The 20,262-nt window shown below is 70.8% G+C and carries 14 protein-coding genes; 4 read left to right on the forward strand and 10 right to left on the reverse strand.

Features of this window, described 5'->3' with window-relative positions:
* Positions 1 to 113 precede the first annotated feature (113 nt).
* From ABZW96_RS21940 to ABZW96_RS21965, 6 genes are all read right to left on the reverse strand, one after another.
* On the reverse strand, positions 114 to 3,887 hold the full coding sequence (locus ABZW96_RS21940; RefSeq protein WP_355077183.1) for an ABC transporter ATP-binding protein: 3,774 nt from the start codon (positions 3,885 to 3,887) through the stop codon (positions 114 to 116).
* Positions 3,884 to 5,230, reverse strand: a complete 1,347-nt coding sequence (locus tag ABZW96_RS21945; RefSeq protein ID WP_355077185.1) for an LLM class flavin-dependent oxidoreductase — start codon at positions 5,228 to 5,230, stop codon at positions 3,884 to 3,886. Before ABZW96_RS21945 ends, ABZW96_RS21940 begins: the two co-directional genes overlap by 4 nt.
* A 12-nt stretch (positions 5,231 to 5,242) precedes the next feature.
* Positions 5,243 to 5,965: an ABC transporter ATP-binding protein gene (locus ABZW96_RS21950; RefSeq protein WP_355077187.1), complete on the reverse strand. Its 723-nt coding sequence runs from the start codon at positions 5,963 to 5,965 to the stop codon at positions 5,243 to 5,245.
* Complete coding sequence (locus ABZW96_RS21955) at positions 5,941 to 6,789, reverse strand: ABC transporter permease (RefSeq protein WP_355077189.1); 849 nt, start codon at positions 6,787 to 6,789, stop codon at positions 5,941 to 5,943. Before ABZW96_RS21955 ends, ABZW96_RS21950 begins: the two co-directional genes overlap by 25 nt.
* 34 nt (positions 6,790 to 6,823) lie before the next feature.
* A complete protein-coding gene (locus ABZW96_RS21960) occupies positions 6,824 to 7,867 on the reverse strand; it encodes an ABC transporter substrate-binding protein (RefSeq protein WP_355077191.1) in 1,044 nt (347 codons plus the stop codon).
* A 168-nt stretch (positions 7,868 to 8,035) separates the two neighbouring features.
* Positions 8,036 to 9,172, reverse strand: a complete 1,137-nt coding sequence (locus ABZW96_RS21965) for an ROK family transcriptional regulator (RefSeq protein ID WP_355077192.1) — start codon at positions 9,170 to 9,172, stop codon at positions 8,036 to 8,038.
* A gap of 119 nt (positions 9,173 to 9,291) precedes the next feature.
* Between ABZW96_RS21965 and ABZW96_RS21970 the strand changes: the two genes are divergently transcribed.
* On the forward strand, positions 9,292 to 9,519 hold the full coding sequence (locus ABZW96_RS21970; protein WP_355077194.1) for a zinc ribbon domain-containing protein: 228 nt from the start codon (positions 9,292 to 9,294) through the stop codon (positions 9,517 to 9,519).
* Positions 9,520 to 9,534: 15 nt separating this feature from the next.
* Here the strand turns inward: ABZW96_RS21970 and ABZW96_RS21975 are convergent, their stop codons facing one another.
* From ABZW96_RS21975 to ABZW96_RS21990, 4 genes are read right to left on the reverse strand one after another with little or no spacing between them, the layout of a single operon-like run.
* Positions 9,535 to 9,810: a SelT/SelW/SelH family protein gene (locus tag ABZW96_RS21975; RefSeq protein ID WP_355077196.1), complete on the reverse strand. Its 276-nt coding sequence runs from the start codon at positions 9,808 to 9,810 to the stop codon at positions 9,535 to 9,537.
* An 18-nt stretch (positions 9,811 to 9,828) separates the two neighbouring features.
* A complete protein-coding gene (locus ABZW96_RS21980) occupies positions 9,829 to 10,218 on the reverse strand; it encodes a YchJ family protein (protein ID WP_355077198.1) in 390 nt (129 codons plus the stop codon).
* 21 nt (positions 10,219 to 10,239) lie between these two features.
* Positions 10,240 to 10,731 (reverse strand): hypothetical protein, encoded by a 492-nt coding sequence (locus ABZW96_RS21985; protein WP_355077200.1) that lies wholly within the window; start codon positions 10,729 to 10,731, stop codon positions 10,240 to 10,242.
* A 7-nt stretch (positions 10,732 to 10,738) separates the two neighbouring features.
* Positions 10,739 to 13,183, reverse strand: coding sequence for an AAA family ATPase (locus ABZW96_RS21990; RefSeq protein WP_355077202.1), 2,445 nt, complete (start codon positions 13,181 to 13,183; stop codon positions 10,739 to 10,741).
* A 438-nt stretch (positions 13,184 to 13,621) separates the two neighbouring features.
* On the opposite strand from ABZW96_RS21990, the gene ABZW96_RS21995 reads away from it, so the two are divergent.
* From ABZW96_RS21995 to ABZW96_RS22005, 3 genes are read left to right on the forward strand one after another with little or no spacing between them, the layout of a single operon-like run.
* The gene (locus ABZW96_RS21995; protein ID WP_355077204.1) at positions 13,622 to 16,480 is read left to right on the forward strand and encodes an SWIM zinc finger family protein; all 2,859 of its coding nucleotides are present in this window, start codon (positions 13,622 to 13,624) and stop codon (positions 16,478 to 16,480) included.
* Positions 16,477 to 17,577, forward strand: a complete 1,101-nt coding sequence (locus ABZW96_RS22000; protein ID WP_355077206.1) for an AAA family ATPase — start codon at positions 16,477 to 16,479, stop codon at positions 17,575 to 17,577. Before ABZW96_RS21995 ends, ABZW96_RS22000 begins: the two co-directional genes overlap by 4 nt.
* A complete protein-coding gene (locus tag ABZW96_RS22005) occupies positions 17,574 to 19,973 on the forward strand; it encodes a DUF5682 family protein (protein WP_355077208.1) in 2,400 nt (799 codons plus the stop codon). The genes ABZW96_RS22000 and ABZW96_RS22005 overlap by 4 nt, the downstream gene beginning before the upstream one ends.
* Positions 19,974 to 20,262: the final 289 nt, after the last annotated feature.

Below are 20,262 nucleotides of genomic sequence, written 5' to 3' on the forward strand. Positions count from 1 at the left end.
CTGTTCAGGCCCCTGGCCGGCGCCGCGGTGTCGAATCGGTCACGCGAGCGCAGGCACCCACCGCCACCTGGGGATAGCCAGGAGAATGCTCCTGCTGTCACGGTGGCGCGGGATCAGGTCGCGGCCTCCGATTCCCGGTCACCGACCGACGCCGTGTCGTCGCCGACGTACGCGGCCCACAAGCGGCGATACGGCCCGTCCTCGCCGAGCAGTTGCGCGTGCGTGCCGGTCTGCAACAGCCGCCCCTCGCCCACCACCGCGATGAGATCCGCGTCCGCGGCGGTGGCGAGCCGGTGCGCGACCACGATGGTCGTGCGCCCGGCGGTGAGCACGTCCACCGCGGCCCGCACCCTGGCCTCGGTCGCCAGATCCAGCGAGGCGGTGGCCTCGTCCAGGATCAGGATGTCCGGCTCGACGAGCTGGGCCCGCGCGAGCGCGAGCAGCTGGCGCTGGCCCGCCGACATGCTGCGTCCGTGGTCGCCGGTGGGCTGGTAGTACCCGTGCTCCAGCGCGGCGATCATCTCGTGCGCGCCGACCGCCCGCGCCGCCCACTCGATGTCGGCGGGCGTGGCCTCCGGCTTGCCGTAGGAGATGGCCGCGCGCACGGTGTCGCCGAACAGGAACGGTTCCTGCGGGACCACGCCGAGCCGCTTGCGATACTCGCGCAAGCGATAGTCGCGCACGTCGACGCCGTCGACCAGCACCGCGCCCTCGGTCGGGTCGTAGAACCTGGCCAGCAGCTTCACCAGTGTCGACTTGCCCGCGCCCGTCTCGCCGACCAGCGCCACCTTCTGTCCCGGCTCGATGCGCAGATCGATGCCGGAGAGCACCGGCTCGGCGCGGGTCTCGTAGGTGAATCCGACTCCGCGCAACTCGATCGCACCGTTCAGGCGGGTCACCGGACGCGCGTCGGCGGCGTCCGGGGTGGCGACCGGCGTGCGCAGCAGTTCGCCGAGCCGATCGACGCCGACCACGGCCTGCTGGTAGCTGTCGAAGACCTGGGACAGCTGCTGGATCGGCGCGAACAGCAGATCCACGTAGAGCAGGAAGGCGATGAGCGTGCCCGCGGTGAGCACGGCCTCGCGCACCTGGTGCACGCCCACCGCGAGCACCGCAGCCGTGGCCACCACGGACATGAACTCGATGAACGGGAAGAACACGGCCATCAGGATCTGGCTGCGCAGGCGCGCGTCGCGATAGTCCCAGGACCGCCGCTCGAACTCGGCCCGGTTGCGCTCCTCGCGCCGGTAGGCCTGGGTGACCTTGATGTTGTCGACGTTCTCCTGCAGGTAGGCGTTGACGATGCTGACCCGCTCGCGTGCGAGGTTGTAGGCGGGCACCGACGCGCGCCGGAACGCCGCCGTCGAGATCAGCAGCAGCGGGAGCAGCGCGAGTACCACCAGCGCCAGCCGCGCGTCGATGACCAGCAGTGCGATCACCACGCCCGCGATGGTCACCGTGCTGGTGAGCGCGGTGGCCAGGCCGGTTTGCAGGAACGCGGAGAGCCCGTCGACGTCGGTGGTCATCCTGGTCATGATCCGGCCGCCGAGTTCGCGCTCGTAGTACTGCAAGCCGAGCCGTTGCAACTGCGCGAAGGTCTTCACTCGCAGGCCGTACAGCAGCCGTTCGCCCGCGCGACCGGTGACCCGCACCTGCGCGACGCTGATCGCCCAGTCCACCGCGACCACGAGCAGCGCGAGCGCCGCCGCGACCAGCAGCACGTCGCGCGCGCCGGCCAGGACGCCGTGGTCGATGCCGTAACGCACCAGGAAGGGAATCAGCACCTGCGCCAGGGCGTCGAGCCCCACCAGACCGAGCCCGGCCAGCAACGGCGCCGCGAACGGCCGCAGCAGCCGCGGCAGCGAGAACTCCGGATCCGGTGTGTGCGAGAAGGATTCGGAGACCTCCGGTTCGCCGGTCAGCGCGGGAAGGCGGTCGATCAGCTCCTGCACGTCACCGCTGGGCGGCGCGGCGGCGAGCATCCCCGGCCCCGCCGCCCGGCCCGCTCCGGCAGGAGCACCGGCGGCACGCTGGGAGAACGCCTTCGCCACCTGCTCCAGGGTGCGTGCGCCGTCATCATCGTCCCCGGCGGGCTCGACCCACAGCGGGGAGGTCGGCGCCTCGGGCCGAGCGAGCCCGGCGTCCACGCCGATTCCCGTCACCTCCGGCGGGGTGAACAGCGCGCGGAACAACTCGCCGGAGTGTTGCAGATCGCGCAACGTGCCCAGTTCCGCCACCCGTCCGTCGTCGAGCACGGCCACCCGGTCGGCGAGCGCCAGGGTGGACAGGCGATGCGCGACGACGATGGTGGTACGCCCGCGCACCTCGGCCGCGATCCTGGCGTAGATCTGTTCCTCGACCTGCGCGTCGATGGCCGAGGTGGCGTCGTCGAGAACCAGGATGGGCGCGTCGGTGAGCAGCGCGCGGGCCAGCGCGATGCGCTGCCGCTGTCCGCCGGACAGCCGCTGCCCGCGCTCGCCGATCCCGGTATCCAGTCCCTCGGGCAGTGTCCGCACGAACCCGTCGGCCGCAGCGAGATACAAAGCGTGCCAGACCTCTTCGTCCGTGGCCGCCGGACGTCCATATGCCACGTTGGCCCGGATGCTGTCGGCCATCAGCTGGGTGTCCTCGAACACCATCGCCACTTGGTCGCGGGCGTCGGACAGGTAGCGGATGTCGACGCCGTCGAACAGGACGGCCCCGGCGTCCGGGTCGACCAGACGCGGAAGCAATTGCACCAGTATCGATTTGCCGCTGCCCGCACCGCCCGCGATCGCCATGGTCTCGCCCGGCTCGACGGTCAGTTCCAGCCCGTCGAGCACCCGGGTGCGGTCGAAACCGAAACCGACGCCGCGGAACTCGACGCGCGGGGGCGTACTGCCGCGCACCGTCTCGACCTGGGGACGTTCCACCGGCGTCGGCGCCTCGATCACCTCGCGCACCCGGTCCAGCGACGCCTTGCCCTGCTGGCTGACCGTCAGCAGCATGGCGAACTGCCGGATCGGGCTGACGAACGAGCCGAGATAGGTCATGAACGCCAAGAAGGTGCCCAGCGTGATGGACTGCGACAGCGCCAGCAGCCCGCCCGCGATCAGGATCAGCGCCTGTCCCGCCGCGGGCACGGCCTGCATCGCCGGGGTGAACCGGCTGGTGATGCGCGCGACGCGCAGCCGGGAGCGGTACAGCTCCCGTGCCTTGGCGGCCAATCCGTCGAGCTCGTGCCGTTCCTGGCCGAACCCCTTCACCACTCGCACCCCGGCGACCGCAGCCTCCACCCGCATCGCCACCTCGGCGGCGCGGGCCTGCGCGTCCCAGTTGGCCGGGAAGAGTTTGCGCTGGCTGCGCCGGGTGATGATCCACAAGGCGGGAACCACGAGCAGCGCGATCACGGTCAGGGCGGGCGACATCAGGGTCATCAGGGTCAGCGCACCGGCGAGCAGCACCACATTGCCCGCCACCATGGGAATGAGCTGCACGAACATCTGGATCAGCGTGACGTCGGTGATCGCCCGGCTGACCACCTGACCGGTCCGCAGGTCCGCCTGCTCGCGGCCGTCCAGCCGCAGCAGCGCGGCGAAGAGGTCCCGGCGCAGATCGTGCTGCACACCCAGCGACAGCTGGGACGACGCCACCCGGCGCGTGAACGACGACCCGAATCGCGCCGCGCCGACGACCAGCAGCAGCGCCGCCCACGGCGCCACCGACGCCGCGGTGGTGGTGAGCGTGTCCACCACGTGCAGCACGATGAGGGGCAGCACCGCCGTCAGCAGCGCCGCCGCGAGCGCACCGGCGCCCGCGGCCACGACCAGGCGGCGGTGCTCGAGACAGCGGCGCGTCAGGTACCGGATCCATCCCGGCTGGGACGGATCCGGTTGAACCGAGCTCATCGGGCGACCACGAGCGCGTCCGCGGTGTCATACTGGTTGGCCGGCCGGTCCAGGCCGTAGTGTCCACGCAGGGTGGTCTCGGTGTACTCGGTGCGGAACAGCCCGCGCTGCTGCAGGATCGGCACCACCTGGTCGACGAAGCGCTCCAGTCCCGAGGGCAGCACGGCAGGCATGATGTTGAACCCGTCGGCGGCGCCCTCCCGGAACCAGTGCTCGATGGTGTCGGCCACCTGTTCGGGCGTGCCCGCGAAGGTGCGGTGCCCGCGGCCGCCGCCGAGCCGCCCGATCAGCTGACGCAGCGTGAGTCGTTCGCGCCGGGCGAGGTTCACGATGAGCGTGAACCGGCTCTTGGCGCCCTGGATCTCGTCCTCGGTGGGCAGATCCTCCGGCAGTTCGCTGTCCAGGTCGAGTTGCTCGATCGGGAGTTTGAAGTGCGCGGCCAGCTGGCGGCGCGCGTACTCCGGCGAGATCAGGCGCTCGAGTTCGGCGTCGAGTTCGCGTGCCTGTTCCTCGGTGTCGCCGATGACGGGGACGATGCCGGGCAGGATCTTGATCGTCTCCGGGTCACGGCCCAGCGCGACCGCACGCTGCTTGAGATCGGTGTAGAACGCCTTGCCGTCCTCGAGCGTCTGCTGCGCGGTGAACACCGCTTCCGCGTAGCGGGCGGCGAAGTTCTTGCCGTCCTCCGAGGAGCCGGCCTGCACCAGCACCGGGTAGCCCTGCGGCGAGCGCGGCACGTTCAACGGACCGTCGACCTTGAAGAACTCGCCGTGGTGGCCGATCTTGCGAACCTTGCTCGCGTCGGTGTGGATGCCGAGGCCCTTGTCCGCGACGATCGCGTCGTCGTCCCAGCTGTCCCACAGCTTGGTGGCCACGTCGACGAACTCGGCGGCCTTCTCGTAACGCAGCTGGTGGTCCGGGGTGTCGTCCAGACCGAAGTTGCGCGCGGCGTCGGCGCCCGCGGTGGTGACGATGTTCCAGCCGACCCGGCCGTTGCTCACCCAGTCCACCGAGGAGAACCGGCGTGCCAGGTTGTAGGGATCGTTGTAGCTGGTGGACGCGGTGGCGATCAGGCCGATCCGGCTGGTCTGCACGGCCACCGCGGTGAGGATCACGGTCGGCTCCAGCTTGCCGCTCGGCCTGCGGCCGGGATCGCCCATCAGCACCGGGCTGTCGGCGAAGAAGATCGAGTCCAGCTTGCCGCGCTCGGCGGTGCGGGCCAGCTCGACGTAGTAGTTGATGTCGGTGTGCGCGTACGGATCGCTTTCCGGCAGCCGCCAGGCCGCCTCGTGGTGTCCCACCGACATCAGGAAGGCGTTGAGGTGCAGTTGTTTACCGGACATGGTCGGGTCCTTTCAGACAGCGGCCGGGGCGACGCCCAGCGAAGAGAGCAATGCGCGACGGACGCGCTGGAATTCGGGCAGACTCGGGTCGCGCTCGGCGGGCAGGTCCACCGGCACGTCGACCGTGATGCGCCCCTCGTCGAGCACTAGCACCCGGTCGGCGAGCGCGATCGCCTCGTCCACGTCGTGGGTGACCAGCAGCACGGTCGGGCGGCGGCGCCGGATCAGCTGCCGCAGCAGCTCGTGCATCTTGATCCTGGTCAGCGCGTCCAGCGCGCCGAAGGGTTCGTCGGCCAGCAGCAGGTCCGGCTCGCCCACCAGGGAGCGGGCCAGCGAAACCCGTTGCTGCTCACCGCCGGAGAGCTGGTTGGGCCACGCCCGTTCGCGTCCGGCGAGACCGACCTCGGTCAGTACCCGCACCGCCGCGGCCTTGCGCGAGCGCGGCTGGCCGTAGAGCACGTTGGCCAGCACCCGTTGCCATGGCAGCAGGCGGGAGTCCTGGAAAACCACCGACGTCTTGGCGGGCACCCGCAGCGTGCCCGACCCGGCCACGTCGTAGTCGAGTCCGGCCAGCGCGCGCAGCAGCGTGCTCTTGCCCGACCCGCTGCGGCCGAGCAGGGCGACGAACTGCCCGGCCGGGATCGTCAGCGTGATGCCGTCCAGCACCGTGCGTTCACCGAAACCGCGGGTCAGTCCGCGGACCTGTACGCCTACCCCGCGATCGTCCGTCGCCACGACAGCACCTTCCGCTCAACCAGCCGGATGACACCGTCGGACAACAGTCCGAACGTGCCGTAGACCGCGAGGCCCACCAGGATCACGTCGGCCTGACCGTAGTTCTGGGCGTTCTGCATCATCTTGCCCAACCCGTCGATGGCGTTGACGGATTCGACGACGATCAGCGCCAGCCACGCGCCGGTCACCGAGAGTCGCAGGCCGAGGAAGAAGCCGGGCAGTGAACCGGGTACCACGACCTTCCTGATGAACGTGGCCCGCGAAACCCGCTGCACCTCCGACAGTTCCACCAGCCGCTGATCGATGGTGGTGAGCGAGGCGTGCGTCTGGATATACATGGTGATCACCACGCCGAGGGTGATCAGCACGATCTTGAACGATTCGCCGATGCCGAGCCAAAGGATCATCAGCGGAATCAGGCCGAGGCTTGGGATCGCCCGCTTCACTTGGATCGGGCCGTCCACCAGCGACTCACCGAATCGGGACAGGCCCGCGATCAGGGCGAGCGTCGTGCCGACCAGCACGCCGATGCCGAGGCCGATGCCCGCGCGCTGCAGCGAGGCGGATACGTTCGCCGCCAGGGAACCGTTGACGAGCAGGTCCCAGCCCGTTTCCAGCACGGTCCACGGCGCCGACAGCTTGCGTTCGTCGAGCCAGCCGAAGTGCGCGCCAGCCGCCCAGAGGCCGAGAACTACCAGCACGCCGAGCATCCGGGCGAACGGAACGGACTTGCGTAGCCCGAGCCTGCGCAATTGCCTGCGTTCGACGAATCCGTCGGTCCGTGACGGCGGCGCCGCTACGGTGCGAGTCAGTGCGATGGTCATGGCGACTCCTGTGTTGTGCGGGCGCTCGAGCGGTTCACCGGGTGTCCTGGGTGCGGTAGTTCGCGGTCACCGCCTCGGCGGCGACTCGTTCGAAGCGGCGGTCGAAAAGTTCGTTCGCGTCGAACCGCTTGCCGAAATAGCCCGAACCGGTGAGCAAGTCGACGGTGTCCTGCTCCCATGCGATCGCTTTGTCCCAATTGTCCGGGAAATAGGGGCGCGGTGTCGTATCCAGAATTCGCCTGCCGTCCGCCGCGGAGACTTCCTGGTCTTTCACGTAGTAAGAGGAGATCCATTGTTCCTGGTGCTCCCAGGCCCAGACATCGCCGCGCGCCCAGAACTCGACGAATTGCCGGACGGCCGCGAGTTTGGCCGAGTCGCGCAGGACCGCGGTCGGCGCCCACAGCACGGTCAGCGCGTCCACCGCGGGCGTGGCCACCGCCGTGGCGCCTTGCCCGCGGTATTTGTCCAGGTATTTGGTCAGCGTCGGCTCCCCCAGCGGGGCGACGTCGATCTGCTTGCCCTGCAACGCGGTAAGGAACTGCGGGCTGTTGAGTTCCACCAGCTGCACTTCGTTCAGGCCGATGCCCGCGGCGCGCAGGGTGCGCAGCACCACCACGCCCTGGGCCTGACCAGGCGAGAAGCCGATCTTCTTGCCGCGCAATTCCTGGATCGAGTTGACGGTCACGCCGGGCGCGGTGGCCAGCTGATAGTTCGGGATGTCACGGACTTTGACGCCGACGATCTTGGCGTCGAGACCGGTCGCGTGGGCGTGGATGGGCGGGATGCCCGCGTTCGTCGCGATATCCACCGAACCGCCACGGAAGGCTTGGATGACGTCGGGGCCCGCTGAGACGGCGGGCCAGGCGGACACGGTGAACGGCAGCTTGCCGATCTCACCGGAGGTTTCCAGCGCGACGCGGGTGGTGTTGACCGCCACCGACAACGAGGTGCCTGCCGGAACGGTGGTCGGCAGCGCGGATTTCAGATCGGTGTCGCCGCCCCCATCGGTGGCGCACGAGACGGCGAGCAGAGCGGTGGCGGAGGTGACGAGTGCTAATCGCCGGAGAGAATTGCGCACGGTGATTTCCTGGGTCGAATCCGGTGTTCTCGGGAATATCTCGCTCCCGGACAACACCGCAGTTGCGATCCGGTCCCGGCAATGGCTCGGTGCATTTCTTTCATGAAAGAACTTTCCCGAATAACCGTGCCGCACGTCAATATTCGTTCTACTTAAAATAAGTCGGAGTCAAACGGCAGCCTCCAGCGCGCGCAGCGGAGTGTGGAACAGGCTGTGCAGCACCACCGCGCACGCGGACATCTCCAGGACTCGCCCCTCGAACGACGAACCGACCACCAGTTCGGCCGGGTCGGTACACAACAGCGAATGTTCGCGTACTGCCGCGAGATACGCCTCCCACACGCCGCCGACGCGACGGCCGCGGTCGACCACTACCACCGATTCGGGATCGAGCAGATCGATCAGCGCCGCGACGACCCGGCCGAGCACGCGGGCGCGCTCCAGGAACAGCCCGCGCACGGGCGCGCCTTCGGCCGCCACCGCCACCAATTCGGGCATGGTCGACGCCACGCCGCAGCGCTCGAGCAGCGCATGATCGGAGTAGTAGTCGTCGAGCGAGGAACCCCCCTGCGGGCCCGCGCTCTTTCCCGCGCCCAGGCCGAGCAGCGACTCGATCGATCCGGCTCCAGACCGCGGCCCGTAGTGCACCTGCCCGTGCACCGCGATGGCCACATCGATCACGTTGCCGACGAACAGCACCACCGAGCTCGCCGTCGCGCCCATGCGGCCGAACAGCTGCTCGGCGTGCATCAGCGCTCTGGTGTGACTGTCGAGCTGGGTCGGCAATCCGGTGCGCGCGGCGAGATACTCCCGCACCGGGACGTCACGCCAGCGCAGGAAGGAATGGTCCACCACCGACCCCGCCGTTCGGTCGACCCGGCCGCCGGTAGCCACGCCCAGACCCACGATCCGCAGGCCGTCGGACTCGTCGCGGACCCGGCACACCTCGGCGGCGGCGGTGGCCAGGATGTCGTACGGGGCGTGCGTGCGGTGCGGCACCTTCGTGGTTTGCCGGAGCGTGCCGCCGATGTCCACCACGGCGACGGTGGTGTGGGTGGCCGCGATGTGCACCGCTATGGCCACGTTGTCGGCGGTGTCGAGCGCCAGCGGGCTATGCGGTCGGCCGATCCCGGACGCGCCGGCGGTCTCGGGCAGCTCGACGATCAACCCCGCCTCCAGCAACGCGCGAGTCTGCCACGTCACCGTGGCGGGTGAGATTCCCGCGTGTCTGGCGATCGAACTGCGCGGAGCCGGACCCAGCTCGAGCAACGCTCGAAGTACCGCTCCCGCGCTGCCGTCCGCCATCGCCGTCACCTCTTCATCGCCGCGCTGCCCAGCCACGCTACGGACGCGGCCCGCGGCTGCGAAGCATTTGGCGCAGGCCGATCCGAACACACCGGCGGCACAGGCCCTAAACTGAGCGGATGCCGAGTTACAGCTATCGGTGCCGCAGCTGCGGTGACACGTTCGAGGTGACCCGTCCGATGGCGGAGTCGGCCGCGCCGGCGACCTGCCCGATCGGCCACGACGACACGGTCAAGTTGCTGACCACCTTCGCCACCGTCTCCCGAGGCGGCGCGAGCGCGCCCGCACCAACCCCGGCGGCGCCCCCTGCGGGCGGCGGCTGCTGCGGTGGCGGCTGCTGCGGCTGAGTTCCCGGCGCGGTCTCACTCGCGCCGGTCGGCATGACCGAGGTCGCGCTCGGGTGCGACCCGGTCGCGCACCCGCTGCTTCAGCACCGTGATGTCGGGAAATCCGCCGTCGGCCTTGCGCTCCCAGATCTGTTCGCCGTCCACGGTGATCCGGAAGACCCCGCCCGAACCAGGCAGCAGCGCGACTTCGTCCAAGTCGGTGGCGAAGGTGCTGAGCAATTCCTGCGCCATCCAGCTCGCCCGCAGCAGCCAGCGGCATTGGGTGCAGTACTCGATCGCGACGCGTGCCATGCCCGCTGACGCTACCGCTCAGTCGTCGTGCGTGCCGTCCAGGTAGACCCAGGCGCCGTCGGATCGGGTGAACCGGCTGGTCTCGTGCAGTGCGCCGCGACCGCCCGCGTCGCGGTAGTGCGCGACGAACTCCACCGTGCCGGTGTCGTCGAACAGTCCACCTCGATCGGTCCGGGTGATTTCCAGGAACAACCAGCGCTGGGCGGGATCGAGGGTCAAGGCGGCCGGGCGAGTGCGCGGATGCCACGAACGCAGCAGATAGTCGACATCGCCCACCGCGAACGCGGTGTAGCGCGACCGCATCAGGGCTTCGGCGGTGGGAGCGGGACGCTCGCCGCTCAACACCGGACCGCAGCAGTCCTCGAATGCCTCGCCACGCCCACACGGGCAGCGCCGTGCCTTGTTCATTCCGCGCCCTTCCGACCTGTGTCAGGAATCCCGGCGCGCCCGCACCGCCGCCAGGTCCTCGGCCAAGGCTACGGTCTGCTCCCGCCAGCGCCGCAGATCGGTGACGCTCGGCGCGAGTTCGTAGTCGTGATGGTGCGCGGCGCGCGACAGCGCCGCCCAGAGCACGGCCACGCGCGCCGCCACGTCCGGTCCCGCGAAGGCGCGCAGCGCGATGAGCTGTGCCCGCATCGGACAGCGGACCAGCGGGGGCGCCAGCCGCAGCCACAGTTCGTCGACGGCCTGCTCCAGAGCGATCCGCAGAATCCAGGCCGTCGCGCGGGACCACAGCCCGCCCGCGGCGGTCACCGATCCGGCGAGCAACAGATCCACGGTTTCCAGCCGCTCGGCGACCGACGGCCGATTCGCTCGCGAGCGTTGCGCGCCGTTGTTCGGCCCACGCTGCCCGTGCCTGGCCGCGCGCCCGCCGCCCGCGGGTCCACGACGTGCGCCGACCGGCCGACGCCGCCCGCTCATCGGCGCCTCACCGGGCCAGCCACGCGACGAACTTCTCGGTCTCACCGATCAGCTCACGCATATCGCGCCCGATCGGCACGTGCGCGCCCGCCGTGGCGTCGCGCAATGCGTCCACCACCCACCGTCCTTCGCGCGCGATTAGGTTCTTGTTCAAGTCGTCGACCTTGCTGCCGACCCCGAAGACCGCGAGCGCCACTTTCGACCGGGTCGAATGCGCGGCATCGATGTGGCGTTCCACTTCCGCGTGATCCATGCCCGCGGCGAGCAGGGTGCGCCGCGCCCTGGCCAGACTGGCCGCCTCCACCGCGGAACGGCAGCACGTGGCCACCAGTTCGTCGGCGATCGCCGCGGGCAACTGCGGGGTGCGCACCAATGCGCGGGCGTCGTCCAGATAGCGGCGAATCGGGTCGCTGGACACCCGCACCTCGACCACCGAGCGGTCGCGGCGCTGCACTTCCAGCACGGTCGCGTCGAGCTGCATCCGCCGCACCGCCTCGGCGAGGCGCTCGTCGTGGGTGAAGACCACCACCTGCCTGGTCCAGGCGACCGTGGCGAGTACTTGGGCCAGGCCGTCCACCTTGGCCGGGTCCATCGCCTGCACCGGGTCGTCGATCATGACGAAGCGGAACGGGCTCTGCTCCACCGTGGCGCGCGGCAGGAACAGCGAGAGACCGAGCGCGTGCAGCTCACCCTGGCTCATCACGCCAAGCGCGGCGCCGTCCACCTCGTCGACGGTCACGTCGAGCAGCACGCGGCGCGCGGTGCCCGCGTTGCCCTGCAAACGGATCGCGCCCAGCTCGACGTTGCTCTGCTGCCGCAGCGTGCGCCACACCCACCGGGCCGTCGTCTCCAGCGGCGTCATGCGCTCGCCGCGCAGACCCGCGGTGGCCGACTTCAGCCAGTCCTCGGCCTTCTTCACGGTGCGCAGTTCCGCGGCGTGCGCGGCCACCTCGCGCGCGCCCTCCAGCCAGGCCACGATCCGTGGCACCAGCGGCGTCCACACCTCGTCCAAGCGGTCGAGTTCCTTGCGGGTGCCCTTCTGCAACAGGTCGAGTTCGTCGACCAGTCGCGCGTGGGCGGCGCGCAGCCGGGCGGGCAGGTCCGGGGCGTATTCGGTGTTGGTCAGCGCGGCCCATTCGGCCCAGGCCTCGCGCACCGCCGTGGTGTCGACCGACGGCGGGTTGCGCGGATCGAAATCCAATTCGGCGGGAACGAGGTCGGGAAGCGCCCGAGCGGCCCGCACCGCGTTGCCGAGTTCGATCCGCGCGGTCGTGAGCGCGTCGACTCGGGCGGTCAGCCGCTCGATGGCAGCATCGGTCTCGCGCGCCCACGCGTCGTCGAGTGCGCCGCGGCCGCACACAGGGCACGGACACGGCCCGCTCGCGGCATGGTGTTCCCGCGCCTTGCGCAGCAGTTCCAGCAGGCGCAGATCGGCTTCGGCGTCGGCGGTGGCTCCCGCGGCCAGCGCCGCGCCCCATTCCTCGAGCCGGGTGGCCACCGCCTCCACTTCGGCGTCTTCGGGCAGCGCCAGCCGCACGATGGCGCGCAGGCCGTCCGGTCCGGTCGGGTCGTCCACCGCGCCGAGCACTTCCCGGCCCACCGCGGCGAGATCCGGTTGGGCGGGCCGCAGCAGCCCGGCGACCCGGACCGCGCGGTCGTCGGCCACCGACGCGAGCAGCTCCAGCAGTTCCAGGCGTTCCTGACGCGAATCCCGCACGGCGCGTTCCAGCTCCAGGCGGCGCATCCGGATCCGTTCCTGCGCCAGGGTGAGTTCGTCGAGACCGAGCAGCTGGTGCAGCGCGTCGAACAGGTCGCTCGGTTTCCCGTCCACCAGCGCGCCGAGTTCGCTGTAGGACAGGAAGGGGCGGTAGAGCTCGAGCTGGGCCGCCCACCGGTCGGTGTCGAATCCCGTCGGCGGCGCGGGCGGATACCGCTGGGTCCAGTGCGCGTCCGGCAGGTCCGCGTCGGCCGCCCATTCCTTGGCGATGGTGAGGCGCGGCGCGGCACCGGCGGTGAGCAACTCCAGCTCGATGCGGGCTGCCGTGCCGTCGTGCAGGTTGCGCCAGCCCTCCCGCCACGCCGCCGAGCGACCGTCCCACCGGCGGTTCCCTCCGGTCATCGCCAACTCCGCGGCCTCGGCGAAACTGGATTTGCCGCTGCCGTTGCGGCCGACCACGAGCGTGAGGCCGGGCCCGGGCGGCAGTTGCAGCGTCGTCTCGGGGCCGATACCCCGGAAACCGCACACCCGGATGGCGCTGAGGAAGATCCCGGAGTGATCGAATGCCGTTGACGCGTCCTCTGTTTCGGCGGCGCCGATGGCGCGCAACACGGTCCGCGTCACCGACGGCGTGACCGCGGGATCCTCGGCCAGGCGCCTCGTCACCACCTCCGACAGCCGGGGCGGCGCGTCCGTGGAACCGGCGGCGTCGACAGCGTCGGGATCCAGGCGCATGCGAAAAACCCCTCCACCATCGAGCCGCAACACGTCCTCCGACCCCGTGCACGGCGCCTTGTCGAAGCTGTGCGGAACGCTACCCGATCACGCCGGAATCGCCCACCGCGCCCGAGCGAATCTGCCCGCGGGGATGGATATATGGTCATCGAAACGCCTGCGCCATGTCTCGATGTCCACCCCTCGCGCCAACCCCGGCGGGCAGCCTCGATGGTGTCTACACCCGGTCCGGGTGGCTCGGTCGAGCCGAACAGGACAGAATGCCAGAGCGCACCGATCGGCGCAAGATTCGTTCGAAAGACGAATGCGGCACCGGGACAAGCGGTTCCGAGGGCAGTGCGGCGCCGGCGGCGGTACTTGTCGGTGCGCTGGGGTAGAAATCCGGTCAACCGAGCAATGAAGGAAGGCGATGAGGCAGCAGCGAGCCGGAGCGAGCCGATGACGACGCAGTGGACCGAAGCCCAGGTCACGGCGTTGGCGCCGGATGCGAATTCGCTCTCGGCGGCCCGCAAGCTGGTGGGTCGCTGGCGCGAGTGCGGGCAGCACGGCCCGGCGCTGTGGGGCCGGTGCCAGGGCAGCGGCGCCACGCCCTATCAGACGATCGTCGACCTGTCCGGTCCGGCGTACCGGTGCTCGTGCCCGAGCCGCAAGTTTCCTTGTAAACACGCGCTGTCGTTGTTGCTGCGCTGGTCCGCGGGCGAGGTCGCCGTCGCACCGGAGACCGCGGACTACGCGGCGGCGTGGATCGGCGGCCGTACGGCGCGGGCCGCCGCGACCGCGGAGCGGCCCCGCACCCCGAATCCGGCCACCGCCGAACAGCGCCGGGTGCGGGTGACGGCGGGGCTGGAGGAACTCGACGTCTGGCTCGGTGATCAGGTACGCACCGGGCTCGCGCAGGCCGATCGCTCGTATCGCGCCTTCGAGGCCGTGGCCGCCAGGATGGTCGACGCGCAGGCCCCCGGCCTCGCCTCCGCTCTGCGCAGGCTCCCGGCCGCCGTGGCCACCAGAACCGACTGGCCCGACGTGGTGCTGCGCGAGTACGCGCGCATGCACCTGTTGATCGCCGCGCACCGGCAGCTCGACGCGGTATCGCCCGCGCTGCGCGCCAGCATCCGCACCCATGTCGGCTACCCCAATCCGGCCGAGGCGGTGCGCGCCGAGGCTCCGGTGCGTGATCGGTGGATGGTGTTCGGCTCGCGGATCATCGAGGACGAGCGCCTCTACACCCGGCGCACCTGGCTGTACGGGCGGGAGAGCAGGCGCTGGGCGCTGGTGGTCGACCATTCCTTCGGCTCCCCCGGCTTCCCCGCCGACGTTCCCGCGCTGGGTCAACTGGCCGACGCGGAGTTGCATTTCTACCCGGGCGCCGCGCCGCTGCGCGCGCTGTGGGGCGAGCGGCACGGCACGGTCGAACCGTTCACCACGTTGCCCGCCGACGCGAACCACCCCGCCACCATCGCCGCCGCGCTCGCCGCGCACGCGTCCGCGCTCGGCGCCGATCCGTGGCTGCGCTCGTGGCCGATGCTGCTGGCCGATGTGATACCCACCCGCACCGAAGAGGGCTGGTACCTCACCGAATCCGGCGGCAGCGCGCTGCCGATCCGGCCGGGCGAACAACCGTGGACGCTGCTGGCCGTCTCGGGCGGTCATCCGGTGACGGTGGTCGGCGAGTGGAGCGCCGACGGATGGGAGCCGATTTCGGTGTTCACCGCGGGGGAGGTGATCGATCTGGCACCCACGGAGACCTTCGTGCCCGACGCGACTCCGCCCGCGGGGCCGACCGGGAGTGCCGACCTCACCTCCGTCGCGCTGCTCGGCACCGCGCGCCGCGCCCCGGATCTCGCCGCACTCGCGCCCGCGGTCGCACGCGTGGCCGACCGGTTGCCCCATGATCCCGCGTTGCGACTGCTCGAAACAGCCGCCCTACAAGACCTTTTCACTCGGGGTGGGGTCGTGCCCGCCACTGCCGCGGCACCGGAACCCGCGGCGGACGATCCCCGTCCGTCGCTGCCGCGCCCTGCTGCCGTGCGCCTGGCACGCATGCTGCGGGAACGCTCGGCGTTCCTGCCCGAATGGTTCGACGCGGCGCGGCCGCACGATTACCGGGCGCCGGTCGTGCTGTGCGAGCAACTGCTCGAGCACGCGAAGATCAATGCCGGTTTGCGCGAGCCGCTGCTACGCCTCGCGGGCACACGCGGCAGCTGGCTGGCGGCCCGGCATCCGGATCGGCGCGACTTGGTGCGGCTGCCCGTCGAACGGTCCACGGACACTTGGCTGTTCGGTCGGCCACCCGAGCGGCGCGACTGGCTCGCCGACCTCCGGCGCGGCGACGCGGGTGCGGCCAGGGCGGAGCTCGCCGCGGCGTGGCCGAAGGAATCCGGGCCGCTGAAGGCCGAACTGCTGGCCGTGCTCGCCGACGGGCTCGGCCCGGACGACGAGCCCCTGCTGGAAACGGCGCTGGACGACCGGCGCGCGGACGTGCGCCGCACCGCCGCCGGACTGCTCGCACTACTGCCGGAATCGGCGTTCTCGCAGCGGATGCGCGCCCGAGCGAGCGCGTGGATCCGCGCCGAGCACCGAATGCTGCACACGAACGTCGTTCTCACGCTGCCCGACCGGCCCGACGCCGCCGCGCAGCGCGACGGGATCACCGATCGCACCATCGAATTCGCCTACCGCTGGAACGGCGCGCCCGACGTGTCCGCGGCCCGGCTCCGGCAGGTGGTCGCCGCGACGCCGCTGGCGCACTGGACCGGTGTGCTCGGCACACCGCAACAGGCGGTGCGCGCCACGATCGAAGACCGGTTCCGGCAGCCCATCTTCGACGGCTGGGTGGACGCCGCACTGGCTCAACACGATTCGACGTGGGCTCGGGCATTGTTCGAGGCGGGCGTGCCCACCGATCTGGCGATGCTGCGCAGACGGGAGCTGTTCGCGCTGCTACCGCTGCCGGATCGGACCGCGCACCTGGTGCGGCTGGACGGCTCCTGGCTGTCGGAGATCGAGGCGCTGCTGCCCGCGATGGGCCATCCGTGGCCGGAAGCGCTGGCCCAACACGTGGTGCTGCTGCTGTTCGAGCGGGCGCGGGCGGCGGCGCGGCGCCCCGAGACGCACGGCGCGTCACCGAACGCGCACCGCTCGCTGCTCGCCGCGGCCTCGGTCCACCTCCCCGTCGCCGCCGCCGCCACACTGTCCGCCGTGGCCCGCAAATGCGACGATCCCGCCTGGCAGCGGGCCTTCGACCAGCTCGCCCATGACCTCAACAACCGCTCGATGATGCTCGAGGAGTTGCGATGACCACCACCGACCCGACGCCGGATCTGCTGCGCCCCCATGCCGAACAGGCGTACGCCGACGAGCTGCGCGCCCTCGCCGCCGCCGACGACCGGCCCCGCCCGCCGTCGTGGCGGCTGTCGCCCTGGGCGGTGGTCACCTACCTGCTCGGCGGCACCCTGCCCGACGGCACCGTGATCACCCCGAAGTACGTCGGCCCGCGCAGGCTCATGGAGGTCGCGGTCGCGACGCTGGCCACCGACCGCGCACTGCTGCTGCTCGGGGTGCCGGGCACCGCCAAGACCTGGGTGTCCGAGCATCTCTCCGCCGCCATCAGCGGTGCGTCGACGCTGTTGGTGCAGGGCACCTCGGGCACCGCCGAGGAGGCGATCCGCTACGGCTGGAACTACGCGCGGTTGCTCGCCGAGGGACCGAGCGATGCGGCGCTGGTGCCGTCGCCGGTGCTCACGGCCATGCGGACGGGCTCCATCGCCCGCATAGAAGAGCTCACCCGCATCCCGTCGGACGTGCAGGACGCGCTGATCACCGTCTTGTCCGAGAAGACGCTGCCGGTGCCCGAACTGCGCACGGAAGTGCAGGCCGCGAAGGGCTTCAACGTGATCGCCACCGCCAACGATCGCGACCGCGGGGTGAACGAGTTGTCCTCCGCGTTGCGCCGCCGGTTCAACACAGTCGTGCTGCCGCTGCCCGCGAGCGAGGACGAGGAGGTCGCCATCGTCAGCAGGCGGGTCGAGCAGCTCGGCTCCGCGCTGGAACTGCCGACCGTGCCCGCGGCGGCCGAAGAGGTGCGGCGGGTGGTGCGGGTCTTCCGCGAGCTGCGCTCCGGCAGTACGGCCGACGGCCGGACCAAGCTCAAGTCGCCGTCCGGAACACTGTCCACGGCCGAGGCGATCTCGGTGATCACCAACGGAATCGCGCTCTCGGCGCACTTCGGCGACGGCGTGCTGCGCGCCTCCGACATCGCGGGCGCGGTGCTCGGGTCGGTGATCAAGGACCCGGTGGCCGACGCGGTGGTGTGGACGGAGTACTTGGAGGCCGTGGTCCGCGAGCGACCGGATTGGGCGGATTTCTACCGCGCCTGCCGCGAGGTCACCGGGTGACCTCCGGTGTCGAAACCGCCCCTGTGACCAGGGTATTCGGCATCCGCCACCATGGTCCCGGCTCGGCGCGCTCGCTGCGGATGGCCCTGGCGGATTTCCGGCCCGACATGATCCTCATCGAGGGGCCCGCGGACGCCGATCCGCTGGTGGGCTTCGTCGCCGCCGAAGGGATGGCCCCTCCGGTCGCGCTGCTGGCGTACGTGCCCGACGCCCCCGCCACGGCCGCGTTCTGGCCGTACGCTGTGTTCTCCCCCGAGTGGCAGGCGCTGCGGTACGCCACGGACAACGCGGTGCCCGTACGGTTTTGCGATCTGCCCGCGAGCGTCACGCTCGCGACCGAGGACGAGCCCGGCGACCGGTTCGATCCGCTCGCCGCGCTCGCCGAAGCGGGCGGCTACGACGACGCCGAACGCTGGTGGGACGCCGTCGTCGAAACCGTGCCGGACGCGGATGCGTTCGACGCGATCACCGAGGCGATGGGCGCGCTGCGGGAAGGCGCCGAGCGCGACGCCACGCATGGCGACCCGACGTCGGCCGCGCAAGACGGCCCGGCGCGCCAGGGGCCTGCGGGCACCGAACCGGCTGATGACCGACCGACCGCCGAATCGGGACGCGATCGAATGGCCTCCACGTCGGAGTTGGATTCGGTCGCGGAGGCAGTAGCCGAATCGGCCCTCGTGCCGGAACCACCGCCCGAACCACTCGTGGTCGACGCCCACACCCTCCGGCGCGAGGCTTATATGCGCCAGACGATGCGCAAGGCCCTCAAAGACGGTGCGATGCGGCTGGCGGTGGTGTGCGGGGCGTGGCACGCGCCCGCGCTCGCAGGCGCGCTCGGTCCCGCCGCGCCGGACGCACGGATGCTCAAGGGCCTTCCGAAGATCAAAACCAGGCTCACCTGGGTGCCGTGGACGCATTCGCGGCTGTCCACGACCTCCGGCTACGGCGCGGGCGTCACCTCACCGGGCTGGTACCACCACCTGTTCACCGCCACCGAGCGGCCGATCGCCCGCTGGCTGACCAAGGTCGCCGGTGTGCTGCGCGCCCACGATCTGCCCGTCTCCAGCGCCCACGTCATCGAGGCCGTCCGGCTCGCCGACACCCTCGCCGCGCTGCGCGGTCGCCCGCTCCCCGGTCTGTCGGAGGTGACCGAGGCCACCCGGTCGGTGCTGTGCGGCGGCGACGAGACGATGCTGCGGTTGGTGATCGGCGAACTCGTCGTCGGCGAGGCGCTCGGGGCCGTTCCGGAGCAGACGCCGACCGTGCCGCTGGACGCGGACCTGCGCGCCACCATCCGGTCGCTGCGGATGAAGCAGGAGCCCTCGATCCGCACCGTCGACCTGGATCTGCGTAAGGATCGCGAGGTGCGGCGGTCGCGCCTGCTACACCGGCTGCGGGTGCTCGACATCGAGTGGGGCACGCTCACCACCAGCGACGTGCGCAGCACGGGCACCTTTCGGGAAACCTGGACGCTGCGATGGCAGCCCGAGTACGCGATCTCCATCATCGAGGCCTCTCGCTGGGGCACCACCATCCGCACCGCGGCGGAGGCGAAGATTCTCGACACCGCGAGCCGCGCCGACCGCTCGGTCGGCGAATTGACCGCCGCGCTGGAAGTCGCGCTGCTGGCCGACCTGGGCGGCGCCACCGACGGATTGATCGCCCGGCTGGAATCCACCGCGGCGCTCGACCACGACGTCACCCACCTGCTGGCCGCGCTGCCCGGCCTGATCCGCACACTGCGTTACGGCGACGTGCGCGGCACCGACACCAAAGCGCTGGCCCACGTGGCCGATGGGTTGCTGGTGCGTATCTGCGCCGGTCTGCCCGCGGCGGTCACCGGATTGGACACCGACGCCGCCACCGATCTGCGCGGTCTGCTGGACGCGGCGCACACCGCCATCCATACCAGGGACGACGGCTGGGCCACCGGTGAGTGGCTCGCCGCATTGCGCCGGGTCGCCGACCGCGACGACGTACACGGCGCGCTTGTCGGTCGTGCGGTCCGTTTGCTCGCCGACGCGGGTCGCATCGATGACGCCGAATCCGCGCGCAGACTGTCCGCCGCCCTCTCGGTGGGCGCCACCGCCGCGGCCAAGGCGGCGTGGATAGACGGATTCCTCGGCGGTCGCGGCCTGCTGCTGGTGCACGATCGGGAGTTGTTGCGGCTCATCGACGATTGGCTGCGCGAACTCGGCGACGACACGTTCGTCGAGACGCTGCCGCTGCTGCGCCGTACCTTCGGCGCGTTCGAATCGGGTGAACGCCGCGCGATCGGGCAGGCGGTCCGCGACGGCGGAGCGGTATCACCGGCGGCGGCCGTCGCGGGCATCGACGCCGATCGAGCCACGACCGCGGTGCGCACCGCGGCGGAGATCCTGGGGGTTACGGTATGAGCGGTCGGACCCGGAGACGGCAGCGGCGCGTAACCACACCGGGCCCCGCTCACGCCGCAATCGGACACCGCGTGAGCGGTGCGGCCGGAAACGACACGCCATGACCACGCAGCGCCCCGCTGATGCCGAAAACCGGCACAGCATGAGCGGCCGGACCCGAAAGCAGCAACGCACCACGCGCAGAACTCCACTGATGCCGAAATCGGGCACAGCACGAGGCTCCGTAGCGGAAGCACAGCGCAATCACGCAGGATCACGGCCCCTGCCGAAAACCCACACAGCATCAGCG

The organism is Nocardia sp. NPDC004168, assembly GCF_040610355.1.
GTDB lineage: Bacteria > Actinomycetota > Actinomycetes > Mycobacteriales > Mycobacteriaceae > Nocardia > Nocardia sichangensis.

Excerpts from the sequence above, each read along its gene's own strand:
- ABZW96_RS21955 (WP_355077189.1), bottom strand. The coding sequence starts at position 6,789 with ATGACCATCGCACTGACTCGCACCGTAGCGGCGCCGCCGTCACGGACC.
- ABZW96_RS21985 (WP_355077200.1), bottom strand. The coding sequence starts at position 10,731 with ATGAGCGGGCGGCGTCGGCCGGTCGGCGCACGTCGTGGACCCGCGGGC.
- ABZW96_RS21975 (WP_355077196.1), bottom strand. The coding sequence starts at position 9,810 with ATGGCACGCGTCGCGATCGAGTACTGCACCCAATGCCGCTGGCTGCTG.
- ABZW96_RS21980 (WP_355077198.1), bottom strand. The coding sequence starts at position 10,218 with ATGAACAAGGCACGGCGCTGCCCGTGTGGGCGTGGCGAGGCATTCGAG.
- ABZW96_RS21970 (WP_355077194.1), top strand. The coding sequence starts at position 9,292 with ATGCCGAGTTACAGCTATCGGTGCCGCAGCTGCGGTGACACGTTCGAG.
- ABZW96_RS22000 (WP_355077206.1), top strand. The coding sequence starts at position 16,477 with ATGACCACCACCGACCCGACGCCGGATCTGCTGCGCCCCCATGCCGAA.
- ABZW96_RS21995 (WP_355077204.1), top strand. The coding sequence starts at position 13,622 with ATGACGACGCAGTGGACCGAAGCCCAGGTCACGGCGTTGGCGCCGGAT.
- ABZW96_RS21990 (WP_355077202.1), bottom strand. The coding sequence starts at position 13,183 with ATGCGCCTGGATCCCGACGCTGTCGACGCCGCCGGTTCCACGGACGCG.
- ABZW96_RS21945 (WP_355077185.1), bottom strand. The coding sequence starts at position 5,230 with ATGTCCGGTAAACAACTGCACCTCAACGCCTTCCTGATGTCGGTGGGA.
- ABZW96_RS21965 (WP_355077192.1), bottom strand. The coding sequence starts at position 9,172 with ATGGCGGACGGCAGCGCGGGAGCGGTACTTCGAGCGTTGCTCGAGCTG.
- ABZW96_RS21940 (WP_355077183.1), bottom strand. The coding sequence starts at position 3,887 with ATGAGCTCGGTTCAACCGGATCCGTCCCAGCCGGGATGGATCCGGTAC.